25 protein-coding genes are annotated in these 24422 nt (G+C 39.6%); 13 read left to right on the top strand and 12 right to left on the bottom strand.

What is annotated here, in order from left to right; all coding sequences use genetic code 11:
- Window positions 1-119 precede the first annotated feature (119 nt).
- Window positions 120-2684, top strand: coding sequence for a Lon protease family protein (locus tag A9J31_RS04480; RefSeq protein ID WP_425394343.1), 2565 nt, complete (start codon window positions 120-122; stop codon window positions 2682-2684).
- Window positions 2685-2861: 177 nt separating this feature from the next.
- Here A9J31_RS04480 and grxD read toward each other — a convergent pair whose 3' ends face one another.
- Complete coding sequence (grxD, locus tag A9J31_RS04485) at window positions 2862-3203, bottom strand: Grx4 family monothiol glutaredoxin (protein ID WP_067762767.1); 342 nt, start codon at window positions 3201-3203, stop codon at window positions 2862-2864.
- Between the two features lie 198 nt (window positions 3204-3401).
- Here grxD and A9J31_RS04490 point away from each other — a divergent pair, with 198 nt between their 5' ends.
- Entirely contained in the window at window positions 3402-4613 is a 1212-nt protein-coding gene (locus A9J31_RS04490) for an aspartate aminotransferase family protein (RefSeq protein ID WP_067762768.1), read from the top strand.
- 69 nt (window positions 4614-4682) lie between these two features.
- Here A9J31_RS04490 and A9J31_RS04495 read toward each other — a convergent pair whose 3' ends face one another.
- The 3 genes from A9J31_RS04495 to surE form a co-directional block, all read right to left on the bottom strand.
- The gene (locus A9J31_RS04495) at window positions 4683-5612 is read right to left on the bottom strand and encodes a LysR family transcriptional regulator (RefSeq protein WP_067762769.1); all 930 of its coding nucleotides are present in this window, start codon (window positions 5610-5612) and stop codon (window positions 4683-4685) included.
- Window positions 5613-5704: 92 nt separating this feature from the next.
- A complete protein-coding gene (locus A9J31_RS04500; protein ID WP_067762770.1) occupies window positions 5705-6535 on the bottom strand; it encodes a peptidoglycan DD-metalloendopeptidase family protein in 831 nt (276 codons plus the stop codon).
- A 118-nt stretch (window positions 6536-6653) separates the two neighbouring features.
- Window positions 6654-7427, bottom strand: coding sequence for a 5'/3'-nucleotidase SurE (gene surE / locus A9J31_RS04505; protein ID WP_067762771.1), 774 nt, complete (start codon window positions 7425-7427; stop codon window positions 6654-6656).
- Window positions 7428-7537: 110 nt separating this feature from the next.
- Between surE and A9J31_RS04510 the strand changes: the two genes are divergently transcribed.
- From A9J31_RS04510 to purB, 9 genes are all read left to right on the top strand, one after another.
- Window positions 7538-7912 carry an MCR_0457 family protein gene (locus tag A9J31_RS04510; protein WP_067762772.1) on the top strand — a complete coding sequence of 125 codons (375 nt, stop codon included), beginning with the start codon at window positions 7538-7540 and terminating at the stop codon, window positions 7910-7912.
- Window positions 7913-8126: 214 nt separating this feature from the next.
- The gene (locus tag A9J31_RS04515; RefSeq protein ID WP_067762773.1) at window positions 8127-8513 is read left to right on the top strand and encodes an MCR_0457 family protein; all 387 of its coding nucleotides are present in this window, start codon (window positions 8127-8129) and stop codon (window positions 8511-8513) included.
- Window positions 8514-8631: 118 nt separating this feature from the next.
- A complete protein-coding gene (dacC, locus tag A9J31_RS04520) occupies window positions 8632-9780 on the top strand; it encodes a D-alanyl-D-alanine carboxypeptidase PBP5/6 (protein ID WP_067762774.1) in 1149 nt (382 codons plus the stop codon).
- A 109-nt stretch (window positions 9781-9889) separates the two neighbouring features.
- A complete protein-coding gene (locus A9J31_RS04525; RefSeq protein WP_067762775.1) occupies window positions 9890-10432 on the top strand; it encodes a gamma carbonic anhydrase family protein in 543 nt (180 codons plus the stop codon).
- A gap of 77 nt (window positions 10433-10509) precedes the next feature.
- Window positions 10510-11052, top strand: a complete 543-nt coding sequence (locus A9J31_RS04530; RefSeq protein ID WP_067762776.1) for a hypothetical protein — start codon at window positions 10510-10512, stop codon at window positions 11050-11052.
- A gap of 159 nt (window positions 11053-11211) precedes the next feature.
- Window positions 11212-11697, top strand: a complete 486-nt coding sequence (locus A9J31_RS04535) for an NUDIX hydrolase (RefSeq protein WP_067762777.1) — start codon at window positions 11212-11214, stop codon at window positions 11695-11697.
- Between the two features lie 4 nt (window positions 11698-11701).
- Window positions 11702-12838, top strand: coding sequence for a tRNA 2-thiouridine(34) synthase MnmA (gene mnmA, locus A9J31_RS04540; protein WP_067762778.1), 1137 nt, complete (start codon window positions 11702-11704; stop codon window positions 12836-12838).
- 12 nt (window positions 12839-12850) lie between these two features.
- Entirely contained in the window at window positions 12851-13582 is a 732-nt protein-coding gene (gene hflD, locus A9J31_RS04545; protein ID WP_067762779.1) for a high frequency lysogenization protein HflD, read from the top strand.
- A gap of 56 nt (window positions 13583-13638) precedes the next feature.
- A complete protein-coding gene (gene purB / locus A9J31_RS04550) occupies window positions 13639-15027 on the top strand; it encodes an adenylosuccinate lyase (protein ID WP_067762780.1) in 1389 nt (462 codons plus the stop codon).
- A gap of 66 nt (window positions 15028-15093) precedes the next feature.
- Here the strand turns inward: purB and A9J31_RS04555 are convergent, their stop codons facing one another.
- On the bottom strand, window positions 15094-15336 hold the full coding sequence (locus A9J31_RS04555) for a hypothetical protein (protein WP_067762781.1): 243 nt from the start codon (window positions 15334-15336) through the stop codon (window positions 15094-15096).
- Window positions 15337-15514: 178 nt separating this feature from the next.
- Here A9J31_RS04555 and A9J31_RS04565 point away from each other — a divergent pair.
- Window positions 15515-16589 (top strand): IS3 family transposase gene (locus A9J31_RS04565; protein ID WP_150923101.1). Its coding sequence is split into 2 segments (ribosomal slippage): window positions 15515-15777 and window positions 15776-16589, totalling 1077 coding nucleotides; the frame shifts between segments, so codons are not numbered across the junction.
- Between the two features lie 56 nt (window positions 16590-16645).
- Here the strand turns inward: A9J31_RS04565 and A9J31_RS15895 are convergent.
- The 7 genes from A9J31_RS15895 to A9J31_RS04595 form a co-directional block, all read right to left on the bottom strand.
- A complete protein-coding gene (locus A9J31_RS15895) occupies window positions 16646-16768 on the bottom strand; it encodes a hypothetical protein (RefSeq protein ID WP_257222925.1) in 123 nt (40 codons plus the stop codon).
- Between the two features lie 198 nt (window positions 16769-16966).
- Complete coding sequence (gene sohB, locus A9J31_RS04570) at window positions 16967-17929, bottom strand: protease SohB (protein WP_067762782.1); 963 nt, start codon at window positions 17927-17929, stop codon at window positions 16967-16969.
- A gap of 165 nt (window positions 17930-18094) precedes the next feature.
- Entirely contained in the window at window positions 18095-18736 is a 642-nt protein-coding gene (locus A9J31_RS04575; protein WP_067762783.1) for a hypothetical protein, read from the bottom strand.
- A gap of 287 nt (window positions 18737-19023) precedes the next feature.
- Window positions 19024-19947: a phosphate ABC transporter ATP-binding protein PstB gene (pstB, locus tag A9J31_RS04580; protein ID WP_067762784.1), complete on the bottom strand. Its 924-nt coding sequence runs from the start codon at window positions 19945-19947 to the stop codon at window positions 19024-19026.
- A 13-nt stretch (window positions 19948-19960) separates the two neighbouring features.
- Window positions 19961-21352, bottom strand: a complete 1392-nt coding sequence (gene pstA / locus A9J31_RS04585) for a phosphate ABC transporter permease PstA (RefSeq protein ID WP_067762785.1) — start codon at window positions 21350-21352, stop codon at window positions 19961-19963.
- On the bottom strand, window positions 21349-22728 hold the full coding sequence (gene pstC, locus A9J31_RS04590; RefSeq protein WP_034703645.1) for a phosphate ABC transporter permease subunit PstC: 1380 nt from the start codon (window positions 22726-22728) through the stop codon (window positions 21349-21351). Before pstC ends, pstA begins: the two co-directional genes overlap by 4 nt.
- A gap of 100 nt (window positions 22729-22828) precedes the next feature.
- Entirely contained in the window at window positions 22829-23854 is a 1026-nt protein-coding gene (locus A9J31_RS04595) for a substrate-binding domain-containing protein (RefSeq protein ID WP_034703646.1), read from the bottom strand.
- A gap of 421 nt (window positions 23855-24275) precedes the next feature.
- Between A9J31_RS04595 and A9J31_RS15305 the strand changes: the two genes are divergently transcribed.
- Window positions 24276-24422 (top strand): IS1/IS1595 family N-terminal zinc-binding domain-containing protein (locus tag A9J31_RS15305; RefSeq protein ID WP_162270471.1); only part of this gene is annotated, 147 nt, incomplete at its 3' end.

Below are 24422 nucleotides of genomic sequence, written 5' to 3' on the forward strand. Positions count from 1 at the left end.
CCTTTAATCTATATTCTTTATCTTTTGTTTTGGATTCAACAGTGACCCAGCGACTTGAACAAATTCACTCTTCTTTATCAACTACAGTCAACGAAAGCAGCACAAACAAACCGCAAGAAATTCAAACGACTTTAAAGAGCGCATTTGATCAACCAGAAATTCAGAACACGCTAACAAAAACACAATTACCACCAGAGCAACTCACACACACACCTGACCTAAAAAAAATACCAACATCTACTAAACGTATAAAACCGCTAAATGATTTTTTAGGACAAGATCGTGCACGTGCTTCGGTTGAGGCAGGCATTGCATTGCCTTATTCCGGCTACAATATTTTTGCAGTGGGTACAGCTGGGCTTGGTAAACGCACCATGATTAAGCGTTTATTACAACAGCACGCGAAAAATATGCCAACTCCTTGTGATTGGGTATATGTCAATAATTTTAAATTTCCACGTGAACCTTTAGCCCTTCAGTTCCCAGCTGGGCAAGCTGTTAAGTTTCAAACCATGCTGCATCAAAGCTGGCAAACCATTTTAAAACAGCTTGAACGACGCTTCACTGCTGAAACGTATCACAATCGTATTGAAATGATTCGCCAACATGCCGGTGATGAACAACATCAAGCTTTAATTGAAATTACACGTGAAGGTGAAGACCTCGATCTAAAGCTCATTTCTCAAGATGATGAACATTGTTTCGTACCTGTGCATTTGATTGATGACAAATATCAAGAAATGTCCAAAGAAGACATCAATGCTTTAAATAGTAAGCAGCGCGCCGAAATTGCGTCCAATATGCGTTATATGGATAAAAAACTTGAACGCTTAGGCTTACATCTTGGTGATCTAGAAGATAATGCACGTGATAAAGTTCAATTATTAAACCGTGAAATTGCTAAACAAGTGGTAATTCCACGGATTGATTTAATTCAGAATAAATTTGGATCTGTAGCAGGTTTAGAGAATTATCTTAAATTGTATGCAGACGACATTATTAGTAATGTTGAATTTGTGCTCGAGCAAGAAGAAGATGATTTTACCCCAGGTCAATTCAATCGCATTCCTTCACGTTACCAAGCCAATATCATAGCAAGCCACAAGCCGAATGCTGGCGCACCAGTTATTTTTGAAGACTTTCCAACGCACTACAACTTATTGGGCCATGTTGAACAACTGACTCAAAATGGCACAATTACCACGGACTTTACTTTAATCCGTCCTGGTTCATTGCATAAAGCCAATGGCGGTTTTCTTATTTTAGAAGCTGAGCAATTACTGGAACAGCCGTATGCCTGGCAAGGTTTAAAGCGTGCCTTAAAATCTGGGCAATTAAAACTTTCATCGCTTGAACACATGCTCACTTTAACCGGTAGTATTTCAATTGAACCAGCTGCAATTGATTTAAATATCAAAGTGATATTGCTAGCTGAACCAGATATTTATTATGACATTTTAGAGCTTGAACCTGAGTTAGGCAGTGTCTTTAAAATCCGTGCTGACTTTACAGATACATTACAACGTAATGACATTAATGAGCAGGCTTATATGCAGCTCATTGCCGATTATGTACAAACAGATAAATTATTACCATTTGACCGCAGTGCTTTGGCAGCTTTATTGACCGACTCTAGCCGTCAAGCCGAAGATCAAAGCTCTTTGTCATTACACGCCCTCACCTTGGGTGACTTAATTCGTGAAGCACATCATCACGCTGCACTTTCGGGCGACAAAATGGTGACTGAAAATCACATCAATACCGCACTCGATCACCGTAAGTATCGCTTAGGTTATTTGCGTGAATTGTATTGGCAAGATCTCAGCCGTGGCACACAGTTAATTGAAACCAAAGGACACCGTCTCGGACAAATTAATGCTTTGTCTGTTATTCAATATGCTGATGTTGAATTTGGTTTACCTTCTCGCCTAACCGCATCGGTATATCAAGGTGGTGGAGATATTCTCGATATCGAGCGTAGTGTTGAACTCGGTGGCTCATTACATGCCAAAGGCGTGTTATTAATGTCGAGCTTTCTTAAAGCCCACTTTGGTCGTGAACAAATCTTACATTTCTCTGCTGCCCTCGCCTTTGAACAAAGTTATGGTCAAGTCGATGGCGACAGCGCAACTGTTGCCGAACTATCTGCTTTAATTTCTGCCATCAGCCAACTACCTATTGATCAATCATGGGCAATAACAGGCTCAATGAACCAATTGGGACAAGTACAACCGATTGGCGGCGTGAATGCAAAAATAGAAGGCTTTTACGATGCATGCAAGTTGCAAGGTTTAACCGGCAAACAAGGCGTAATTATTCCACGTCAAAACATGCAACATCTAATGCTACGTAAAGACGTAATCGAAGCGGTAAAACTTGGGCAATTCCACATTCATGCCATTGATACCATCGACCAAGCTTTAGAAATTTTGATGGCTCGCCCTGTGGGCACACTTGATAAAAAAGGACGTTATAGCAAAGGTTCAATTTATGCTGCTGTTATGGAGCAATTAGAATACTGGCAAGCAATTGAAGATGGAGCCGAGTTCGAGGAAGAAGAACCGAAGAAAAAGAAAAAAAAGAAGAAAGCCAAAAAAGACAAAAAGTCCAAAAAAGTAGATACTGCTAAAGAAGCTGAATCGAATGAAGAAAATATCGATGAAGTGAGCCCTAACGCAGAATAAACTTTGAGTGGAAACAATCGTTGAGTTATTCGCCGCACAATTAAATGAAACTTAGATTGTGTCGCGAATTTTCACCTAAATTTTAAATACTTCGTATATTTGAGATATAAAAAAAGCGCCTTCGAGGGCGCTATTTTTATTTGCATATTAGCATTTACACCTGTTGGTACATGCTAATTATGCTTCAGGAGCTGGGCTGTATTGTTCAACTAAAGGTTGTAATTCACCTTTTTGGAACATATCAAGCATAATGTCGCTACCGCCAATCAACTCACCGTTGATCCATAATTGCGGGAAAGTCGGCCAGTTTGCAATTTGCGGGAGAGTTGCGCGAATATCTTGATTTTCAAGAATATTTACATAAGCAAACGGACGACCAATTTGACTGAGTGCTTCTACTGCACGTGCAGAGAAACCACATTGTGGAAATTGTGGAGTACCTTTCATGTAAAGTAGAACTGCATGTTTTGCAATTTGGTCACGAATTAACGCTTCTGTATCGCGTGCTTGTTCAGTCATTGATATATCCTCAATAAATCTGCTTCGCATTATACCCAAAACTGAGTAAAACAATATGACTAAAGCAATATTTCATGTTTTATTTACATTTCAGCTTTTCATTCGGGGCATATTTTGCTTATATAGACCCCTTGATGCTCATATTTAATATGGCGTCTCCTCTATATTATTTCAATCACCTGACAGATAGAGTTAGTCATGAATAACATTACCCTTGCCCCTGTACAAACTGATCAACCATCACATTTGATGCCGGTATTTGGCCGCCAACCGATCAGCTTTGTCCGAGGTCAAGGTGCTCACCTGTATACAGCAGATGGCACAGAATACTTAGATGCACTTACAGGGATTGCTGTATGTGGTTTAGGTCACTCACATCCTGCTGTTACAGCGGCGATTGCTGAACAAGCTGCAACATTAATTCACACCAGTAACTTGTTTGAAGTGCCTTGGCAAACAGCTGCTGCACAAAAGTTGGCTGAAGTTGCTGGTATGGAAGAAGTGTTCTTCTCAAACAGTGGTGCAGAATCGAATGAAGGTGCAATCAAAATTGCACGTAAATTTGGTCATATGCAAGGTGTTGCAAGCCCTAAAATTATTGTTGCTGATCATTCATTCCATGGTCGTACCATGGCGACATTATCTGCGACAGGTAACAAAAAAGTTCAAGAAGGCTTTGGCCCATTGGTTGAAGGTTTTATTCGTGTACCTTTCGGTGATATTGAAGCGATTGAAGAAGCGGCGATTCACCACCCTGACATCGTAGCGATTTTGATTGAGCCGATCCAAGGCGAAGGTGGTGTAAATACTGCTCCCCAAGGTTTTAGCTACCTCGAAGAAATTCGTCGTATCTGTAATCAGCACAACTGGTTAATGATGCTTGACGAAGTGCAAACAGGTAATGGTCGTACAGGTAAATACTTTGCATATCAACACACCAATATTGTTCCTGACGTGCTAACTACAGCTAAAGGCCTGGGTAATGGCTTCCCTATCGGCGCAGTCATGACTCAAGGTCGTGGTGTTGGCGTTTTAACAGCGGGTAACCACGGTTCAACTTATAGCGGTACAGCATTAGGTTCACGTGTGGTTTATACCGTGATTGATACCATTCAAAAGGAAAACCTTGTTGAAAATGCTGCAAATATGGGCGCGTATCTTGTTGAGCAATTCACAGAGCAACTTGCGGAGCAAAACGTGACTGTTCGTGGTTTTGGCTTAATGGTTGGTATTGAATTACCAAAAGCTTGTGGCGAACTTGTTGCCATTGCACGTGATGAACACAAATTAATTATCAACGTAACTGCAGGTTCTGTGATTCGTTTATTGCCTACGCTGAATATTACACAAGCTGAAGCAGATAAATTGATCGAACGCATTGTGAAAATGGTAAAAAGCTTTCTAGCTTAATTATCCACGCATAAAAAAGCCGCTTCTAGCGGCTTTTTTTATTGTTATTCAATATAAGACATAGGCTAATTATGATGCGTCTTGGTATACACGTCCGCCAGGTAATTGACTGAAATACTGTTTTAAAGCATCTAAGCAACGGTGGATTTTAGTCGGTTGTTGATCACGCTTACACATCACTGCATATAAGGTAAAAGATGGTAAACGCCATTCAGGTAAAACTTCGACCAAAGATCCATTTAATAAATCTTTTTGAATATCTAAATACAAAATTCGCGCTACACCATGGCCCTGTAAGCACATAGATTTTGCAGCAAGCACATTATTGGTTGTGAAACGTGAATTAACTTCAATATGCGTGCGCTCATGTGTAGAAACATGCTCAAAACTAAACTGCTGATAATTTTTAACCAAGTTTATATGCAGTAAATCATGATTTTGTAAGTCTTCTGGACGAGAGATGAGTGAAGTCTGATTAATATAACTCGGCGCTGCAACCAAAACCTGCTCAACATGTGCAAGTGGTACGACTTGAAGATTCTGATCCTCAATTTTCGGGCTCATACGCAGTGCAATATCAATACGACCGTCGATCAAATCGATATATTGATTATCCGCTTCCAAATGTACAGATAAGCTACGGTGTGCAGACATCCAATGTGATAACGCTGGAATCACATGATTAGCGCATAACTCAGGAGTTGAAGCAATTCGAAGCTCTCCAACTAAGTCATCACGTAATTCATTGATGCGAATTTTACCGCGCTCTGCGGCTGATAGCATTTCTTGGCAGCTGTGAAAAAATGCTTGTCCAGCTTCAGTCAAACTTAACTTTCGAGTGGAGCGATGTAAAAGTACAACTTCCATGTCATGTTCTAATGATCTGATTTGCTGGCTCACGGCACTCGTGGTAATTCCCAACTCACGAGCTGCGCCGCTAAACGAATTTTTTTCTACAACGCAAGCAAAGACACCCATTGCTCGAAGTTGATCTAACATAAATTTCCCTCATAAACTTATGAGAAGCTTCATCTCTTGATAAAAGCAACTCATTGTATTATACGGGGATATTTTGCTTTTGCATTAGTTATTTAATTATTTGGTAAAACACTAGTCGGATTAATTGGTTTACCGTCTAAACGAACTTGAAACTCAAGCATAGTACGGTTTGTACCTGAAGATCCCATTTCACCAATTTGTTGTCCGGCTTTAACAGTTTCTCCACTTTTCACGTTCATTTTACTGTTATGAGCATAAGCCGTAATATAGCCATTAATGTGTTTTACTAAAATTAGATTACCGTATTCTTTCAAACCATCAGCGGCATAAACCACTTGACCATCTGCCGCCGCAAAAATAGCATCCCCCACATTACCAGCATAACGTGTTCCCTTCACATTTGAAGCTAAATTGTAGCCTTGGAGCACAGTAGGTCGTGCAACTGGACTTACCCAACGTAAACTTGATGAAGTAACAGCAGGCGTTGGTACTGGTGTACGTGTCACAGTTGGTGGTGTCGTTTTTGCAGGAACAACAGGTGCATTTTGTGTTGGTAAAGCAATCGTTTGTCGCTGAATAGGTGCAGCTTGTGTCATCGCCTGTGTCGAGGTCGTCCGACGTGCACCACCATTTTTAAGGCGAATTGATTGTCCAACATAGATACGATAAGGCTGCGCAATGTCATTCATTTCAGCAATAGAGATATAGCTCAGACCATAACGTGCTGCAATGCCACTTAAGGTATCACCCGAGCGGACAGTATAATAATCTGGCGCTGTCGCATAACGGGTCGCATTATTAATTTGTGGCTTTGACGCACAACCTGTCATAACAACAGTCGTAACAACAGCAGCAGATAAAACAATCGTCTTAAACAATGCTGCAGGAGCGGCAATAACGCGATCTTGTGACACCAGGGACATCATCTTCCTCACTAATAATTCGAAATAATATAGTCATTATGAATGGGCTAAGATTAGCAAAAAACCGTAGCAAAATAGTGACGGCTTTGCCAATTTCACAAAGTTATAACATTAATACTTACAATTTAGAAAACTCTGCATGCAAGTTATTCAAAATCTCGTAGTTTGTAGCGTCCATTTGTATAGGGGTTACACTGACATAGCCATTTGCGACTGCAAAAAAGTCTGACTCAATATCAGTTAGACCTTTTTTCGGCTCTGCAACTGCCTCTCCTGCTAAACCAATCCAATAAACTTGGCGACCTCGAGGGTCAACATGACTAGTAATTGGCTTAGACTGTAAACGGCGACCTTGATAAGTCACTTTAGTGCCTTTCAATTCAGCCACGTCAGGAATATTGACATTGAAAATATGTCGTGGCGGTAAATTCACCAATCCACCTGCAATAAAGTCATGCACCCATTTCGCAGCAACAGCATAATCTTGAGGATTGTTATAGCTGCGTACATTCGGCCCGGCAAATGACACTGCTATAGCAGGTTGTTTCATCAAACGCCCTTCAAATGCAGCACCTACTGTACCTGAGTACAGAACATCGTCACCTAAATTTGCACCACTATTAATACCACTAACGACGAGATCGAATTCAAAGTCGAATAAACCATTCATGGATAAATAGACACAGTCAGCAGGTGTACCATTGACAGCCCACATATCTGGAGCAATTTCGACAGGTCGTAAAGGACGATCAAGTGTTAAGGCACTTGAAAAACCACTACGTTCACTTTCAGGTGCAACAATCACAACACGACCCAAAGGACGCAATGCGTGTGCAAGTGCTTGGATACCGGGAGCAAAAACGCCATCATCGTTGGCAATTAATATATTCACTGACAAATTCCGTTACTGTTTTAAAATGACTCGCAAGAACATTTTATTGAAATATATGAATAATTATATATATTTACTTTTTAACATCCAGCATAAATATGTGAATACAAATGATTAAAACGATTGCATTACGGGGCATCTTGGGTTTAGGTTTGGCTGCATTGTTATCTCAAGCAGTCATTGCTGACGATGGCTTTACTCAAGATGAAGCAAATACCATCGTGAAAGAAGATATTGCATCGGCTCAAGTCATGGCAGAAGTTTGTCCTGCATTGATTGGTAAAAATGCTAAATTTGATACAAACATCACTACATTAACCCAATCTTATCTTGCTGATTATTCTGATAAGTCAATGACTTTAGCTAAATTACAAGCAGATTCAGAATACAAATCAGTACTTGAAGAAGCGCGTCAAGCTGCAAAAGAAACGGATAAAAGTGAACAAAAGTCAGTATGTGACGATGTTTTAAATTACGAAGCTTAATTCAGCTTTGATCAAACATTTCATTTACCTATAATTTATAAATTAAGTGTAATGATGTTGCTATAAAAGGATGAAGCAAACACTTCATCCTTTTTTCTTTCACAATTCACCACTTTCTCAACAGCTTCAATACAATTTTCTACTGATTCATAATCAATTTAAGATTAAGCTAAGTCTATTATTTTTATCGCTTTTAAGATTTCAGGTTATTTTAATGAAACATACTTTTATTCAATCTCTTTGTGCCCTTAGTCTTTCTGCTTTTGCTTTTACAGCAATGAGCGCTCATGCAGCAGATGAAAAAATTGAAGTAACACCAACCCCAGCAGTTACAAATCAAGAACTTGCTGCGATTTATGTTCTTTCTGAAGTTTGTCCAAAATTAGTCGATGACAAAGATCAAAACAAATTTAATGCCGGTTATGCAAAATTAGCCAAAGAATATATGCCAAAAGAAAAGAACGCTGTTACAGCTTTAGAACAACTGAGTAAACAGAAAAGTTTTAAAGAAGCTTTAAAGGAAGCCAAGTCCGATGCGAAAAAAGCTGGCGACAAGAAAAACGGCGAAATTTGCAAAGAACTTACCGCTTACAGTAAATAATACCAATTGGTTACAATACTTTTAAAATAAGCTCTAACACCCCATAGAAGTCAGCCTAGCTTTGTCCTAAAATGCTAGGCTCTTTGTGCTTATACCTAAGTTATTGGAACCACCCAGAATGACCCGAAAAACTGCCCTTGCTGCATTGCTATTAGCACCTAGCTTCTCATTTGCGGCAACCGTCTTATCTGCACCTCCAGAATTGAATAATAAATCTTATGTGCTGATGGACTATGAAACAGGGCAAATCCTTGCTTCTAAAAATGAAAACGAAAAATTAGCTCCTGCTTCAATGACAAAAATGATGACAAGTTACATCATTGAACAAAAGTTATTGAGTGGTGAACTGACTGAAGATGAAAAAGTACGTATGAATGAGTCTGCTTGGTGCCGCGGTAGCAGCTCTGAGTCTTGTATGTATGTACCTTTAAATGGCACAGCAACTGCATTAGAAATGTTGCGTGGCATTATTATTCAGTCAGGTAACGACGCTTCTAAAGCAATGGCTGAACATATTGCTGGCAATGAGGGTACTTTTGCCCACATGATGAACCAAGAGGCAAAACGTATCGGCATGGTGAATACTCAATTCATTAATGCAACAGGTATGCCTGCTGAAGGTCATCTCTCTACTGCTAAAGATATGGCTGTTCTTGCACAGCACATCATCCATGACAGTTCAAAATATTATCCAATCTACTCAGAAAAAGAATTTACGTTTAACGGAATTAAACAAGGCAACCGTAATGCCCTACTTTATACCGACCCAAGTGTAGATGGTTTAAAAACTGGTCATACCGATGAAGCGGGCTATTGCTTAACAACGTCTGCTAAACGTGGTCCACTTCGTTTGATCTCTGTGATCTTCGGTGCGCCGAGCATGAATGAACGTGCGTCTCAAACACGTGAAATTTTAGCTTGGGGTTATGCAAATTTTGAAACTGTAAAAGTTCAACCTGCTAAACAAGTTTTGGCTAAAGCAAAAGTTTGGTACGGTAAAGACAATGAAGTTCAAATTGGTCTTGCTGAAAACTTTAACGTGACCATGCCTAAAGGCGAAGCAAACGCGATTAAAACTCAATTGGTTGTTCAACCAAAATTGACTGCTCCTTTAAAACAAGGTCAAGTTGTGGGTAAATACGTTGCGACACTCAACGGCAAAGTGATTGCTGAAAAACCACTTGTTGCTCTACAAAATATTGAAGAAGCTGGTTTCTTTGCCAAAATGATTGATCACATCAAACAGTTTTTTAGCAACTTATTCTAAGTTTTAAACACATTTAAAATTTAAGACTAAAGTGAAGGCATCCATATTTCGGTATGGGTGCTTTTTTCATTTATACTCCTTCAATATAAATATTGAATGATGACGTCTTATGGCTAAAAACATCCGCCCTTATCTTGAACATCACCCTAAAATTGACGCAACTTGCTACGTTGATGAAATGTCAGTGGTGATTGGCGATGTTGTATTGGCTGAAAATGTCTCAGTTTGGCCATTTGCTGTGATTCGTGGTGATGTAAACCATATTCGTATTGGTAAAAACTCTAATGTGCAAGATCACTCAATGTTACATGTCAGTCATAAAAAAGCAGATAAGCCTGAAGGTTCTCCACTGATTATTGGTGAAGATGTGACGATTGGTCATCATGTGAAATTACACGGTTGTACCATTGGTAATCGTGTTTTAGTCGGTATAGGTACGATTATTTTAGATGATGTAATTGTTGAAGATGATGTGATGATTGGTGCTGGTTCACTTGTTCCACCTAATAAGGTTCTAGAAAGTGGTTATTTATATGTGGGCAGTCCCGTTAAGAAGGTTCGACCACTGACGGATAAAGAAAAAGCGTTTTTACCGTATTCAGCACAGAATTATGTGAAAGTGGCGAATAATTATCTTGATCAAAGTGAATAATCGACAGCTTTATTTTTTACACTTTTTTATTGCATCGTTTTATTAATAGACTAATTCAAACACAGAGTAACAATTTAATGTTGGTTAAAACTTATACTCTATTATTTAGCAAAATACTTTTCACTGGCATCATTTTAAGTTCTACAACTGCTTTTGCAAATTCACCGCAGTGTAAAGATGACTATGAAAAATTCATTGCCAAAGAGATTAAAGAAATTGGTTCAGCCTTCAATACAGGTAATTATGCATTAATCGCAGAAAAAACAGATTCATCTCTGATTAATTTTGCTGGTGGTACAGAAAAATATAACGCCATATTAGAACTTGCTGCAAATTCATTTAAGCAAAATAAAATACAAGTGACTAAAGTTGACACTTATCCTCCAAAACAAAGTTATATCATTGGCAAAAATGAGTTTTGTGCCGTACCCAAGCAAATCACAATTTCTATGAATGGCCGTAAAATGACGGGAGATCTTTCCTTTATGCTTGCAGTACGCCCTATTGATAGCAAAGAATGGAAATATATTGATGGTGTAGGTCTGCAAAAGAATCCAGATATGATCTATACCCTGTTCCCTGATTTACCTCGTGATAGCAAAATTCCGTTCATTGAGTAAAAAATTTTAACTATTAACATTACAGCGTTTAAAGTTATCCCTTAGATAGGCTGTAATGTTAATTCAATTAAAACTCCGTAAAGGTTATTTGAAAAAATCAACATAGCCACCGCCCCCTAAATTTTGTAGAATAGCGTTTTTAACCCATGGTGCTTTTCTATGACCGCTTGGACTGCTCACGTCACTGTTGCGACAGTCGTTGAAAAAGACGGAAAATTCCTCTTTGTTGAAGAACATACAGAAGGTGTTACGCACACTGTATTTAATCAACCTGCAGGTCATGTCGAGTGTGGCGAAACGCTGATTGAAGCCGCCATTCGCGAAACCATGGAAGAAACAGGTCACGATGTAGAGATCACCCACCTTTTGGGCATGTATACGTATACCCCACCAATGTTCCCTGATCGTACTTATTTCCGTTTCTGTTTCTTAGCTAAAGACATTCAGCACCATGCCGATGCACAGTTAGACACAGGTATTGTTGGTGCAGTTTGGATGACGCTTGATGAACTGATTGAGTCAGCACGTGCACGCAGTCCATTGGTGATTAAAGCTGTGCAAGATGCCCTTTCAGGTCAAAAATATCCTTTATCGCTCATTTACGAGCACCAAAATTCTCCCTTAATTTCAAATTTGGATGCTTAATCCTATGCAACAACGTGTCATCGTCGGTATGTCTGGTGGTGTAGATTCCTCTGTGTCTGCAGCACTTCTTCTTCAACAAGGCTATCAAGTTGAAGGTCTTTTCATGAAAAACTGGGAAGAAGATGACGGCACGGAATACTGTACGGCAATGGAAGACCTTGCCGATGCACAAGCCGTATGCGACAAAATTGGAATCAAACTACATACTGCCAATTTCGCCATGGAATATTGGGATCGCGTATTTGAACACTTCCTACAAGAATATGCAGCAGGTCGTACCCCTAACCCAGATATTTTATGCAATAAAGAAATTAAATTCCGTGCGTTTTTAGACCATGCTGTGAACTTAGGTGCAGACTTTATTGCAACAGGTCACTACTGCCGTCGTGGTGAAACACTTAAAAATTCACGTGGTGAAGAATATGCACCGCTGCTACGTGGCGTAGACCAAAATAAAGATCAAACTTATTTCTTACATGCAGTGCATGGCCGCGAAATTAATAAGACTTTGTTCCCTGTTGGTGAAATTGAAAAACCACAAGTTCGCAAAATTGCTGAAGAATTAGGTTTAGCGACTGCGAAGAAAAAAGACTCCACAGGTATCTGCTTTATTGGTGAACGTCGCTTTAATGACTTCCTGAAGCAATATTTACCTGCGCAACCCGGAAAAATCGTATTAGATACCGGTAAAGAGGTTGGTGATCATCACGGCTTAATGTACTATACGCTCGGCCAACGCGGCGGTATAGGTCTTGGAGGACTCAAAGGTGCTGAAGAAGGTGCTTGGTTTGTGCTTCACAAAGACATTGAGGGTAATCGCTTAGTGATTGGCCAAGGTCATGAGCACCCACTCATGCAAAGTACTATTTTATGGTCTGAAGCGATTGATTGGGTTGCAGGCGAACAAGAAATACCTGAAACAGGTTTTCGCTGTACGGCTAAAACACGTTATCGCCAACCTGACCAACAATGTACATTATTTAAAGACCCTGCTGCACCAAACGGTGTACGTGTCGAGTTCGATGAACCACAACGTGCCGTGACACCGGGTCAAAGTGTGGTGTTCTACACTGGTGAAGTTTGTTTAGGTGGTGGTGTGATTCATCATACCAATTCCCCTAAACCGGATTTTATTTCATAAGGATTGTTTCGGATGACAGAGTTACCGTTTCAACAGCCTCAAACTCTGAATACTCGCCAAAATCGCGCATTGGCGTTAGCTGCTGTTTTTCAAGCAACACAGCTAACCCATATGACCGCGTTGACGGGTACACAAAGTATTGGTGAAAGCGGTAATTTTTATTTTGAACATCTCATCAAAGCCAGTTTGAATATCCGTCCTAAATCCAATCAGTCCAATCAAACGCTCGATTTTTTTGATAAATTGGCGGATATTTCTCTCGGTTTAAAAACTTTAGAAAGCAGCATTACCCAGCCATTTAACACTTCCCCAAAATCTAGATTGCCTAAACTTGCAAATACCAAGCTACCAATGACCTATGCAATGACTTTATTGCAATTAGAAAAAAAAGTGTATAGCAATCCGAAGTTCGTTGAAATTATTGAACAATCCCAACAAAAAATTCTTAGACAGCTCTCCTTTTTCGATAATAATTATTTACATCCAAGTATCATTGCCAACCTTGCTCAAACATATATTGAAACTGCTGGATCAATTAATCCACGCATTATGGTTCGAGGCAACGCTGAAGCATTTAAAGATACAGCACATACCAACCGCATTCGCGCGACATTATTCACAGGCTTACAAATGGCTCACTTGTGGCGTCAGCTCGGCGGTAGCTCGTGGGGTATGATTTTCAGCAAGCGCAAGCTGCTCCAAGATATTCAAGATCTCGCTCGTTTACAGTATCAGGTGGTTTAACTGATGGCTGTGATGAACTTTGTTTTACGTTTAATTCCAATGTTTAAGGAATCGCTATGAACGCTTTAACCGCACTTTCTCCATTAGATGGACGCTACGCTAGCAAATGTGATGCTCTACGTCCTTTCCTCTCTGAGTTTGGTTTAATCCATGCTCGTGTGACTGTTGAAGTGCGTTGGTTACAAGCGCTTGCGAACCGTCCAGAAATCACAGAAGTTCCAGCATTCAGTGCTGAAACAAATGCAGCACTTGATGCAATTGTTGCGAACTTCTCTGAAGAAAATGCAAACCGCATTAAAGAAATTGAACGTACAACGAACCATGACGTTAAAGCGGTTGAGTACTTCTTAAAAGAGCAAATTGCTCACATTGATGAACTTAAAAATGCAGGTGAATTCATTCACTTTGCATGTACTTCTGAAGACATCAACAACTTGTCTCATGCTTTAATGCTTAAAAATGGCCGTGAAGTTTTAGTTGCCGCTATGCAACAAATCATCGATTCAATTGTGGCTTTAGCTGAAACACATGCTGAACAACCAATGTTGTCACGTACACACGGTCAAACTGCTAGCCCAACAACTTTGGGTAAAGAAATGGCGAACGTAGCTTACCGTTTAGCGCGTCAAATCAAGCAATTCAAACAAGTTGAACTTCTAGGTAAAATTAACGGTGCTGTAGGTAACTACAACGCTCATTACTCTGCTTACCCTGAAATTAACTGGCCTGCTCATTCTCAAGCTTTTGTAGAGTCTTTAGGTTTAACCTTCAACCCGTACACGACTCAGATTGAACCGCATGACTACATGGCGGAACTTTTTGATGCACTACGTCGTTTCAATACGATTTTGATCGACTTTAACCGTGACGTTTGGGGATACATCTCACTTGGTTTCTTCAAACAACGTTTGAAAGAAGGCGAAGTTGGTTCTTCAACAATGCCACATAAAGTTAACCCAATTGACTTCGAAAACTCTGAAGGTAACTTGGGTATTGCGAATGCGGTATTGGCTCACCTTGGTGAAAAACTTCCTGTATCTCGTTGGCAGCGTGACTTAACTGACTCAACTGTGCTTCGTAACATGGGTGTTGGTTTTGCACAAAGTTTGATTGCATTTGAAGCTTGCTCTAAAGGTATTGGCAAACTTGAATTGAATGCTCAACGTATTCTTGAAGACCTTGACCATGCTCAAGAAGTTCTTGCTGAACCAATTCAAACTGTAATGCGTCGTTATGCAGTTGAAAAACCATACGAAAAACTTAAAGCGCTTACTCGTGGTCAAGCAATGACTCGCGACATGATGGTTGATTTCGTAAACGGTAACGAGTTAGAAGCTGTTCCAGCGGCTGACCGTGCACGTCTTGCTGAAATGACACCTGCAACATATACAGGTAACGCTTCAACTCAAGCTGCTCAAGTGAAAGATTTAATTGCTAAGATCTAACGTCTAAAATCTAATTTTAGATAGATAAAAAACGAGGCTTAATGCCTCGTTTTTTATTGCGCCAAATTATTCAGATAAAGGACAATATTTTGCCCAATCATCTTTCATGCGCTGTAATTCACAACCGGTTAACACATCACTGAAATAGATATAATAGGTCACGTCTGGATATTTAATTTCATGGCGAAAAAGCATTCCACGTAATGACACAGAAAGTTCTTCAGGAAAATCATCTTCTAAATACAGTTCTTCAAAATCATAATTAAAATAACAGTTTTGTTTCGCTTCAAATGCTTCGATTACAGCCATTTGCAAATCCTAAAATTCTATCATTTGGAAATTCATCTAGTTTAACGGATTCAACAGATAAGATCGCTGAATATGTATTTCCAACTTCGAAATGAGCTACAAACATAGGTAATCCCCCCTAAAAATAATAGGATCTAAAAGTAGAATTTTCTCTTAAGATACGAGCAGGAGATTCTGCATGAAAACATCTAAATTTACTGACAGTCAGATCATGTCCATCTTGAAACAGGCTGAATCTGGCACACCTGTAGCGACCCTTTGCCGTGAACACGGCATGAGTAATGCTACCTTTTATAAATGGCGTGCCAAATATGGTGGTATGGATACATCATTAATGGCTCGACTGAAAGAGCTAGAAGCCGAAAATACCAGACTTAAAAAGATGTATGCGGAAGAGCGATTAAAGGCCGAAATCATCCAGGAAGCGATGGCAAAAAAGTGGTAAAGCCATCTTTCGGCGTAAGATGGCACAACAGGCAGTTGCCCAGCATGCCATTAGTATTCGTTTGGCTTGTAAAGCATTTGGCATTAGTGAAACCTGCTACCGCTATCAAGCCAAACTCAGCGATGACAATGCACTCATTGCTGAACAGCTCATTGAACTCACTGAGGAAAATTCCGATTGGGGCTTTGGTTTGTGCTTCTCGTATTTACGGCATGTTGAGAGTTGCTGCTGGAATCACAAGCGGGTTTACCGCATTTACTGTGAGTTGGCACTGAATCTGCGTATTAAACCGAGAAGAAGACTAAAACGGCATGCGCCTGAACCATTGAAAGAACCAATCCGAGAAAATCAGGTTTGGTCATTAGATTTTATGCATGATCAGCTTTCCGATGGTCGCAAGTTTCGATTATTGAATGTGATTGATGATTACCGCCGCGAAGGCCTAGCCATTGAAGCAGGGTTCTCATTGCCCACAATCAGGGTTATTCGTACGTTGAATCAATTGCTGGAGTGGAGAGAAAAACCGTTAGTGATCCGATGCGATAATGGTCCCGAATTTATCAGTCACGAATTTGTGCGCTGGGCTACTGAGCACGGTATTCGTATTGAATATATTCAACCGGGTAAGCCACAGCAGAATGCGTATATTGAACGCTATAATCGGACCATACGTTATAGTTGGCTGAGCAAGCATTTATTTGATACTTTGGATGAAGTACAAGATTATGCAACAAACTGGTTGTGGCATTACAACCATGAAAGACCACATCAAGCTAACAAAGGAAAGCCACCTCTAATGGCTGCTTAACCTCTACTTTTAACTTCGCTTATTTATGGGAGGATTACCCCTACTCGATGGATCGATTAAATATCGATTGGCTTGAGTTCTAACTGAATAATTGAAGGTTGAGATATTTGTATTTTGTTGGCCTGAGTTTCTTTTAAAATCGTTTGATCTTTCTTCGATATCACGACAATTTTTGTCATTTTTCCCTCAGTGTTATTATGTAATAAACATCTAATAAATAATTAGTTAAGTACCTTATCAAATTGATGTTGAACAAACAAACCATTCTATATATTTATTCGTCAGAATTATTTTTTATTTAATTTTTCACTAAAAAAGGCCATCCTAAAATGACCTTTTTATATCTATACAACAGCTCGACTAGACGAGACTTAAAATCATAATTTTGGATCTTTTAATTGAACCATGTTCGCATTGGCTTTCGTTAGTGATTCCATCACTTTAGATATCACAGCAGGAACCAATGAGTCAGCAATTTGAGCTGCCTGCAGGCCTAATTTTTCACCTAGCGTCGGTTTTTTACGAGTTTCAATTACATAAACATCATGCTGCGGTAAAAGACTTAATAAATATTCATCAGAGGTCTTAAGTTGATCAACTAAATTCAAATCTAGGGCGTCTTGACCATACCAATGCTCACCTGTAGCGACTTTTTCTACGTTCAGTTGTGGGCGGTATTTTTCAACGAAGTGCTTAAACAAGTTATGCGTTTGCTGTAACTCTTCTTCAAACTTTGCTTTACCTTCTTCAGTATTTTCACCAAACATGGTCACAGTACGTTTGAATTGACCCGCGGTATAAAGTTCAAAATCAATATGCTTTTCTTTTAACAGACGATTAAAGTTTGGAACTTGTGCAACCACGCCAATTGAACCAACAACAGCAAATGGTGCAGAGACAATTTCAGAACCAATACATGCCATCATATAGCCACCACTTGCAGCGACTTTATCTACACAAATCGTTAGTTTAAAACCTGCATCACGTAAACGTACCAATTGTGCAGCAGCTAAACCATAACCATGTACCATACCGCCTGGGCTTTCTAAACGAAGTACCACGCGGTCACGACCTGCTTTTGCAGTCGCCAAAATCAATGTAATTTCTTCTCGAAGGCTTTCGACAGCCGACGCTGCGGTATCACCTTTAAAATCGAGTACATATATTTTTTCATTATTTTTCTTACGCTGACGCGCTTCTTTTGAAAGTTGCTGTGCAAGCTGTAAAAGCTCTAATTTAGATGCAGTCGTTTGAGCAATTTTTTTTCGTTGTTCGTTAATACATGCATTCAAATGACTGACACGAATTTCAGCAGGTAATTTTGGATTATGAAATAGCATAATATTTTCTTTTCTCAATTCGACGCTAAGCTTATGTTTTAGATTAGGTCAATTGCATGCTTTTTCAATAGCAGTTTTACGAATAATGCAATTATATATATCGGCCCATGTAGTGTGTGCAGAAATTATGTTCTTTTTGCTGTCGGTATTATCGTCTTCTTCAGCCTACTTTTTACGCAAAGTGCGCTGTTCTTGAGTTTGCAACAGCTGATACTGACTTTCAACTTCCATCACTGCAAATAAGCGTATATAAAGACAGAAAATTCCATAATAAATCAGCCCGATCAGCACAGCATTGATAGGCCACCATGTTTGTATCCAAAAATCACTGCGGCGGTCAGACTCATTTGGCGTGATGACTGAATACATCAGAATAAATACCGCAATTATCATTATGAACACTGCAGCTTCTGAAACCCAGCTGTTCAACAATGTTTTTTTTCCTTCTGCTTGGGCTTTGTGATACCTATTCATTTTAAATTGCGCATGCGCACGTGTATATTCACGCCATGCCTGGCGGCCGCCCCGCTCTCGTAACTGAAGGCGCATCAAAATGTACAAAACTGGCCCCATAGCGATGCCAACAAAAACAAAGACGTCATATAGCCAGCGATGATAATTCGTCATACCTTCGCTTGCAGCTGTTGTAAATAAACCGTCATAAGAGATAAATACAGCAAGAATCAAACTGACCGCTACCAACGCTACAGCAATGATATGCGCAATATAAGGGGTACCAAAAACTGCTTTAAAATATGCTTTTTGCGTATTTTTTAATAATTCAGCCTGTTTTTTATCTTGAAGCATTATGTCTACTGCATAATAATTAGATATTAATCATAACAAAATAAAATTTAAGATTATGTTTTTTATAAAGTTAATATTTTAATAATATAAATACAGCTCACATGAGTACTCAATTACTAGATCTTTTTCACACTATATAAGGCTATTTAAGATCACTTATTCTCCTGTTTTTAATAAATTCACTCCAGCCTACTGATGAAGATTTGCTTATAGCCCTTGATATGTAATTCTAATCTAAAAAAACAGAGCTTCTTAGCTCTGTTTTTTAAATCATGTCTTGAGCTTAATTAACCAAAACGACCCGTGATATAAGCTTCTGTAAGTTGATGGTCTGGTTGAGTAAATACCTTTTCTGTCGCATTTACTTCAATTAAATCACCAAGATGGAAGTAAGCAGTACGATCAGATACACGCGCTGCTTGTTGCATTGAGTGGGTCACAATCGCAATAGTGTACTGATTTGAAAGCTCAGAAATCAGTTCTTCTACTTTAGCTGTTGCAATTGGATCCAGTGCTGAACATGGTTCATCCATCAAAATCACTTCAGGCGATACTGCAATGGTACGAGCAATACATAAACGCTGTTGCTGACCACCTGAAAGACCTGTACCTGGTTGATTTAAACGATCTTTCACTTCATCCCAAAGTCCGGCTTTACGCAGACTATTTTCCACTATTTCTTCCATGTCGTATTTATCACGTGCCAAACCATGAAGTTTTGGACCATAAGCGACATTATCAAAGATTGACTTTGGAAATGGGTTTGGTTTTTGGAATACCATGCCAACTTGTGCACGTAGTAAAACCACATCTAGATTGGGATCATAGATATCTTGATTATCCATCATCACTTTACCGGTTACACGGCAGCTATCAATGGTGTCATTCATACGGTTTAAGGTACGTAAGAATGTTGATTTACCACAGCCAGATGGACCAATAAAAGCAATTACTTCATTTGCATAAATATTTAGGTCAATCCCTTTGATTGCTTCAGTCTCACCGTAGTAAACATGAACATCTTGTGTGCTAATTTTTACATCAGTAGATTTGGCATCTTTCTTTTGACTTGTCTGTGTATCGAACTGAGACACAAACGAAGTCGATGGCTGTTTTTGACTGCCCTGAGCAGAGGTAAATTGCGTTTGTTCTGGATTCACGGACTTATCCTGTTCTAAGGAATTCTGTTCTGGAGTAATAACTGTATTCATATAATGCTCTCAATTACCAGCGTACTTCAAATTTCTTACGTAACCAAATGGCAAGACTGTTCAAGCCAATCATCAATGCCAGAAGTACAATAATCGCTGCTGCGGTACGTCCTTCGAAGAAGTTACGCAATTCATTGCCCTGCCATAAGAAAATCTGAACAGGTAAAGCAGTCGATTGATCAAGTGGCGTAGCAGGTACGTTTGCAACGAAGGCGCTCATACCAATGAGTAATAGTGGTGCTGTTTCACCTAAAGCTTGTGCCACACCAATAATACCGCCCGTTAAAATACCCGGCAGTGCCAACGGTAATACATGGTGGAAAACTGTTTGTAAGCGTGAAGCTCCTAAGCCTAAAGCGGCTTGGCGAATCGAAGGTGGAACTGCTTTTAAAGATGCACGTGTTGTAATAATTACGGTTGGTAGTGTCATTAAACTCAAGACCAAACCACCTACAACAGGTGCAGAGAGTGGCATATGCATCCAACCAATAAAGATTGCTGCACCCAACAAACCAAATACGATCGATGGAACTGCTGCAAGGTTATTGATGTTGACTTCAATTATGTCAGTGATCCAATTTTTCGGTGCAAATTCTTCAAGGTAAATAGCAGATGCCACACCAACTGGAATAGATAGCACAATCACTATCAGCATCATAAATAGCGAGCCCATAAATGCGCCTGCTAAACCAGAAGTTGCTGGTGAACTACGTGAGTCTGGATTTTTAAAGATCTCTGTATTGAAGCTATTGGTGATAACACCATCGGCTTTTAACTGATCAGCCAATTGACGTACTTCAGGGCTGAGCTGTTGCTGTTCATCTGGCAAACTACGGTCAATATTACCCGCTAACCATACATCGACATTCGCATCAGCTAAAATTTTAAAGTCCTGCGTTTTACCAATCAATGACGGATCTTTCATCACCATATCACGTAAGCGATAAGATTCAGAACTGGTGTAAATGCTATTCAACTCATCACTTTGATTGGCAATTTCAGGGGCTTTTTTAACAATACCATTAACAATGAGTGCATCCCAATCCACCATGCCCATTTCAGTTTGCCAAGCGATAAAACGCTCTTCAAACTGTGCAGGTGACTCACCTTCTTTTTGAACCGGTTTAGGGCCGATTTGAATAATTGCTGGATCAAAAAACACCGGCACAGTCATGCTACTTTGCCAAAATGCAGGTAAACCTTTTGCCAAGATGCTGCCAAATAGCAAAGCAACAAATAATAAACCTGTAATGACCGCACCGAAGCCAAACATACGAAACGTCTTTTCTTTACGGTGACGTTTTGCCAATGAGCTTTCGATGATTTTTTTACGTTTTTCACGCTGCTCAGCCGCAGCCTGCGGATCGAATGTTTGATCCATATTTGATGTATTAGTCGTACTCATTCGTATTGCTCACGGTATTTACGCACGATGTACAGCGCAACAATATTCAGACCTAAAGTAATTACAAACAGCGTTAAGCCCAATGCAAAGGCAACTAAAGCCTGAGGACTCGCAAAATCTGTATCACCTGTTAATTGATTAACAATAGTAATTGTGACTGTCGAAACCGCTTCGAGTGGATTGATATGTAACAGCGGACTATTACCAGCGGCTAGTACCACAATCATGGTTTCACCAATTGCACGTGATGCTGCAAGCAAGAACGCACCGATAATACCCGGCAATGCTGCTGGAATAACCACTTGGCGAATCGTTTCAGATTTAGTCGCACCTAATCCGAGTGAACCATCACGTAGCGCTCGTGGCACTTGAGTAATAATGTCATCAGATAATGAAGAGACAAAAGGAATAATCATAATGCCCATGACAAAACCAGCGGTTAAGGCACTTGTAGCATTAATATCGAGCCCAATCATTGCGCCTAAATCTTTAGCAAATGGGCCAATAACCATTAAAGCAAATACACCGTAAACAATGGTTGGAATACCTGCTAATACTTCAATTGCAGGTTTTGCCCATGAACGGAAACTTGGTTTTGCATATTCAGCAAGATAAATTGCAATCATTAGACCAACAGGAACAGCTACCAATAATGCGATACCACTCACCATGAGCGTACCCCACAATAAAGGTAATAAGCCGTAGCTGCCTTCTGCACTTCCCGAAGTACTAAAACCTGGGTTCCATTCAGTACCAAAGAAGAAATCGAGTGGATTAACAAAACTAAAGAAGCGCATTGCTTCACTAAACATCGACATTACGATGCCGACAGTGGTCAAAATCGCCACGCCTGAACATAGTGCCAATGCCACATTTAAAACTTTTTCAACTTGGTTTCGTGCACGATATTTTTCTGCAATGCGACGTTTAGCCATCACTAAACCAATCAATGCCGCACTTACTACAACTGCTAATTTCGCAAATGAACCAATGTTCTCAATTTTCTTTAACTGTTCTGCTGCTGCAAGTTCATAAGCAGCTGGTGTGTCGCTCACCCCAAAACCTGAAGCCAATGCTTGTACACGCTCAACCATCACGCTTGTACTCGCTGGATCTAGCGTCGCACGAATTTGTTCAGGCACATGATTTAAAATGACTTGTTGAAAAATACTTGGTTCAACTAAATTCCAAACAATCAGAATTAAAAATGCTGGGATACCACACCACAACGCGACCAATGCACCATAGTAACCCGGTCGAGAATGCAGCATCGCTGAGTTATTCCCTTTACCTGCAAGTTTACGACTCTTGGTTAAGCCAACTTGATAGGCAATGGCAATAATCGCCAGTAACACACCAATGAGGAGCAGATTCATGTAATCTCCACTGTTTCTTCAATTACACATTTTGAAAAAACTGTTTCTTTGCAAAAAAACCAATGGCAGGTCGACCCTGCCATTGGCTATTTCCATACTTTTATTTAACAGCTTTACCCGCTTTGAAGTTTGCAAGTACCGCAGCACGTTCTTTGTCAGACATTGAAATCAGACCTGCTTTTTCAAGCTTAGAACCTTTACCAGATACTTTTTTGCTTACAAAGAATTCTGTAAATTCTTTCAAGCCTTTGATTGATTTAAGATGCTCACCTTTCACGTAGAAGAACAATGGACGTGATACAGGGTAAGAACCATTCAGAATTGTTTTCTCAGATGGCGCAACGTTGTTTACTGTCGCTACACGTAATTTGTCACGATTTTGATCATAGAAACCTAAACCAAAAACACCGACTGCATTTGGAGATGTTTTTAAACGTGCTAGTGTTTCAGTGTAGTCACCAGCAATTTCAATCACACGGCCATCTTTACGGAATGTAGAACATGCCTTTTTCTGTGCATCTTTATCTAGCTTCGCAAATGCTTGGTAAGTTTCACAGCCAGCATCTACCATTTTCTCTTGGAATACTTCACGCGTACCGTGATTTGACGCTGGAATGACCAATGTAATTGCTTCGTTAGGAAGAGTTGGATCAATTTGGTTCCAACGTGTATATGGGTTTGCAACCATTTTACCGTTTGATGGTAATTCAGCGGCTAAAGCAGCAAATACATGTTGTGGACGTAATTTGAATGCCGCTTTTTTAGCGTTTGATGCAAACACAATACCGTCATAACCTACTTTAATCTCAAGAACTTGGTTTACACCTGCTTTTTTACAAGCAGCAAGTTCAGTGTCTTTAATTTTACGAGATGCATTAGCAATATCGATAGTGTTATCACCAACGCCATTACAGAATTGTTTCAAACCACCAGAAGTACCACCAGAACCTACAACAGGTGCTTTAAATTGTGGGAATGTATTACCGAACTCTTCTGCAACAATACTTGCGTAAGGCAAAACTGTAGAAGAACCAGCAATTTGGATCGTGTCACGAGCTGCATTTGCAGTTGTTGCAACAGCTGCCCCTGAAAGTGCCAACGCAATTGCGATATGATTGAAGCGCATTCTCATCTCTCTTTATTGATGCATTTATTGGAGTACGCCACTTTCTAATAAAGTCTTGTACTTTTTCGATATACGCATTTTGATTTTAGAGTATGACAGTTAGGTTACATCTTTATGACGCTTTTATGATAATTGATGATTGGCCTTTGATTTAAATAAATTTCCTTTATTTTCAATATGTAATAAATTTTAGCAAAGTATTAATTGGTTTTTATATTGCTAAGAAATTCGTAAAAATTCACTACATTGTCATATTTTGTATTTCCGAATCGTCTGAAAAAACATAACCCACCCACTGTCATCTATTACTTTTTATAATACTAATCTTCATTTTCTTATTCAGTTTTTGGTGGTGTATCAGAAAGTATGCTGAGTTAATAAAGGAGAGTGACAGCCGAAGCAAGATGATATATTTGAGGTTATGAAGACACAAATACAGATCAATTGCCCCGACTGTCACAGTCCCAGTTTAAAGAAAAACGGCAAAAAAAGCTATGGCAAGCAGAACTATCAATGTAAGGACTGCAAACGCCAGTTTATTGGCGATCATGCCCTAACTTATAACGGC

The sequence above is a fragment of the Acinetobacter gandensis genome (assembly GCF_001678755.1).
Classification (GTDB): Bacteria; Pseudomonadota; Gammaproteobacteria; order Pseudomonadales; family Moraxellaceae; genus Acinetobacter; species Acinetobacter gandensis.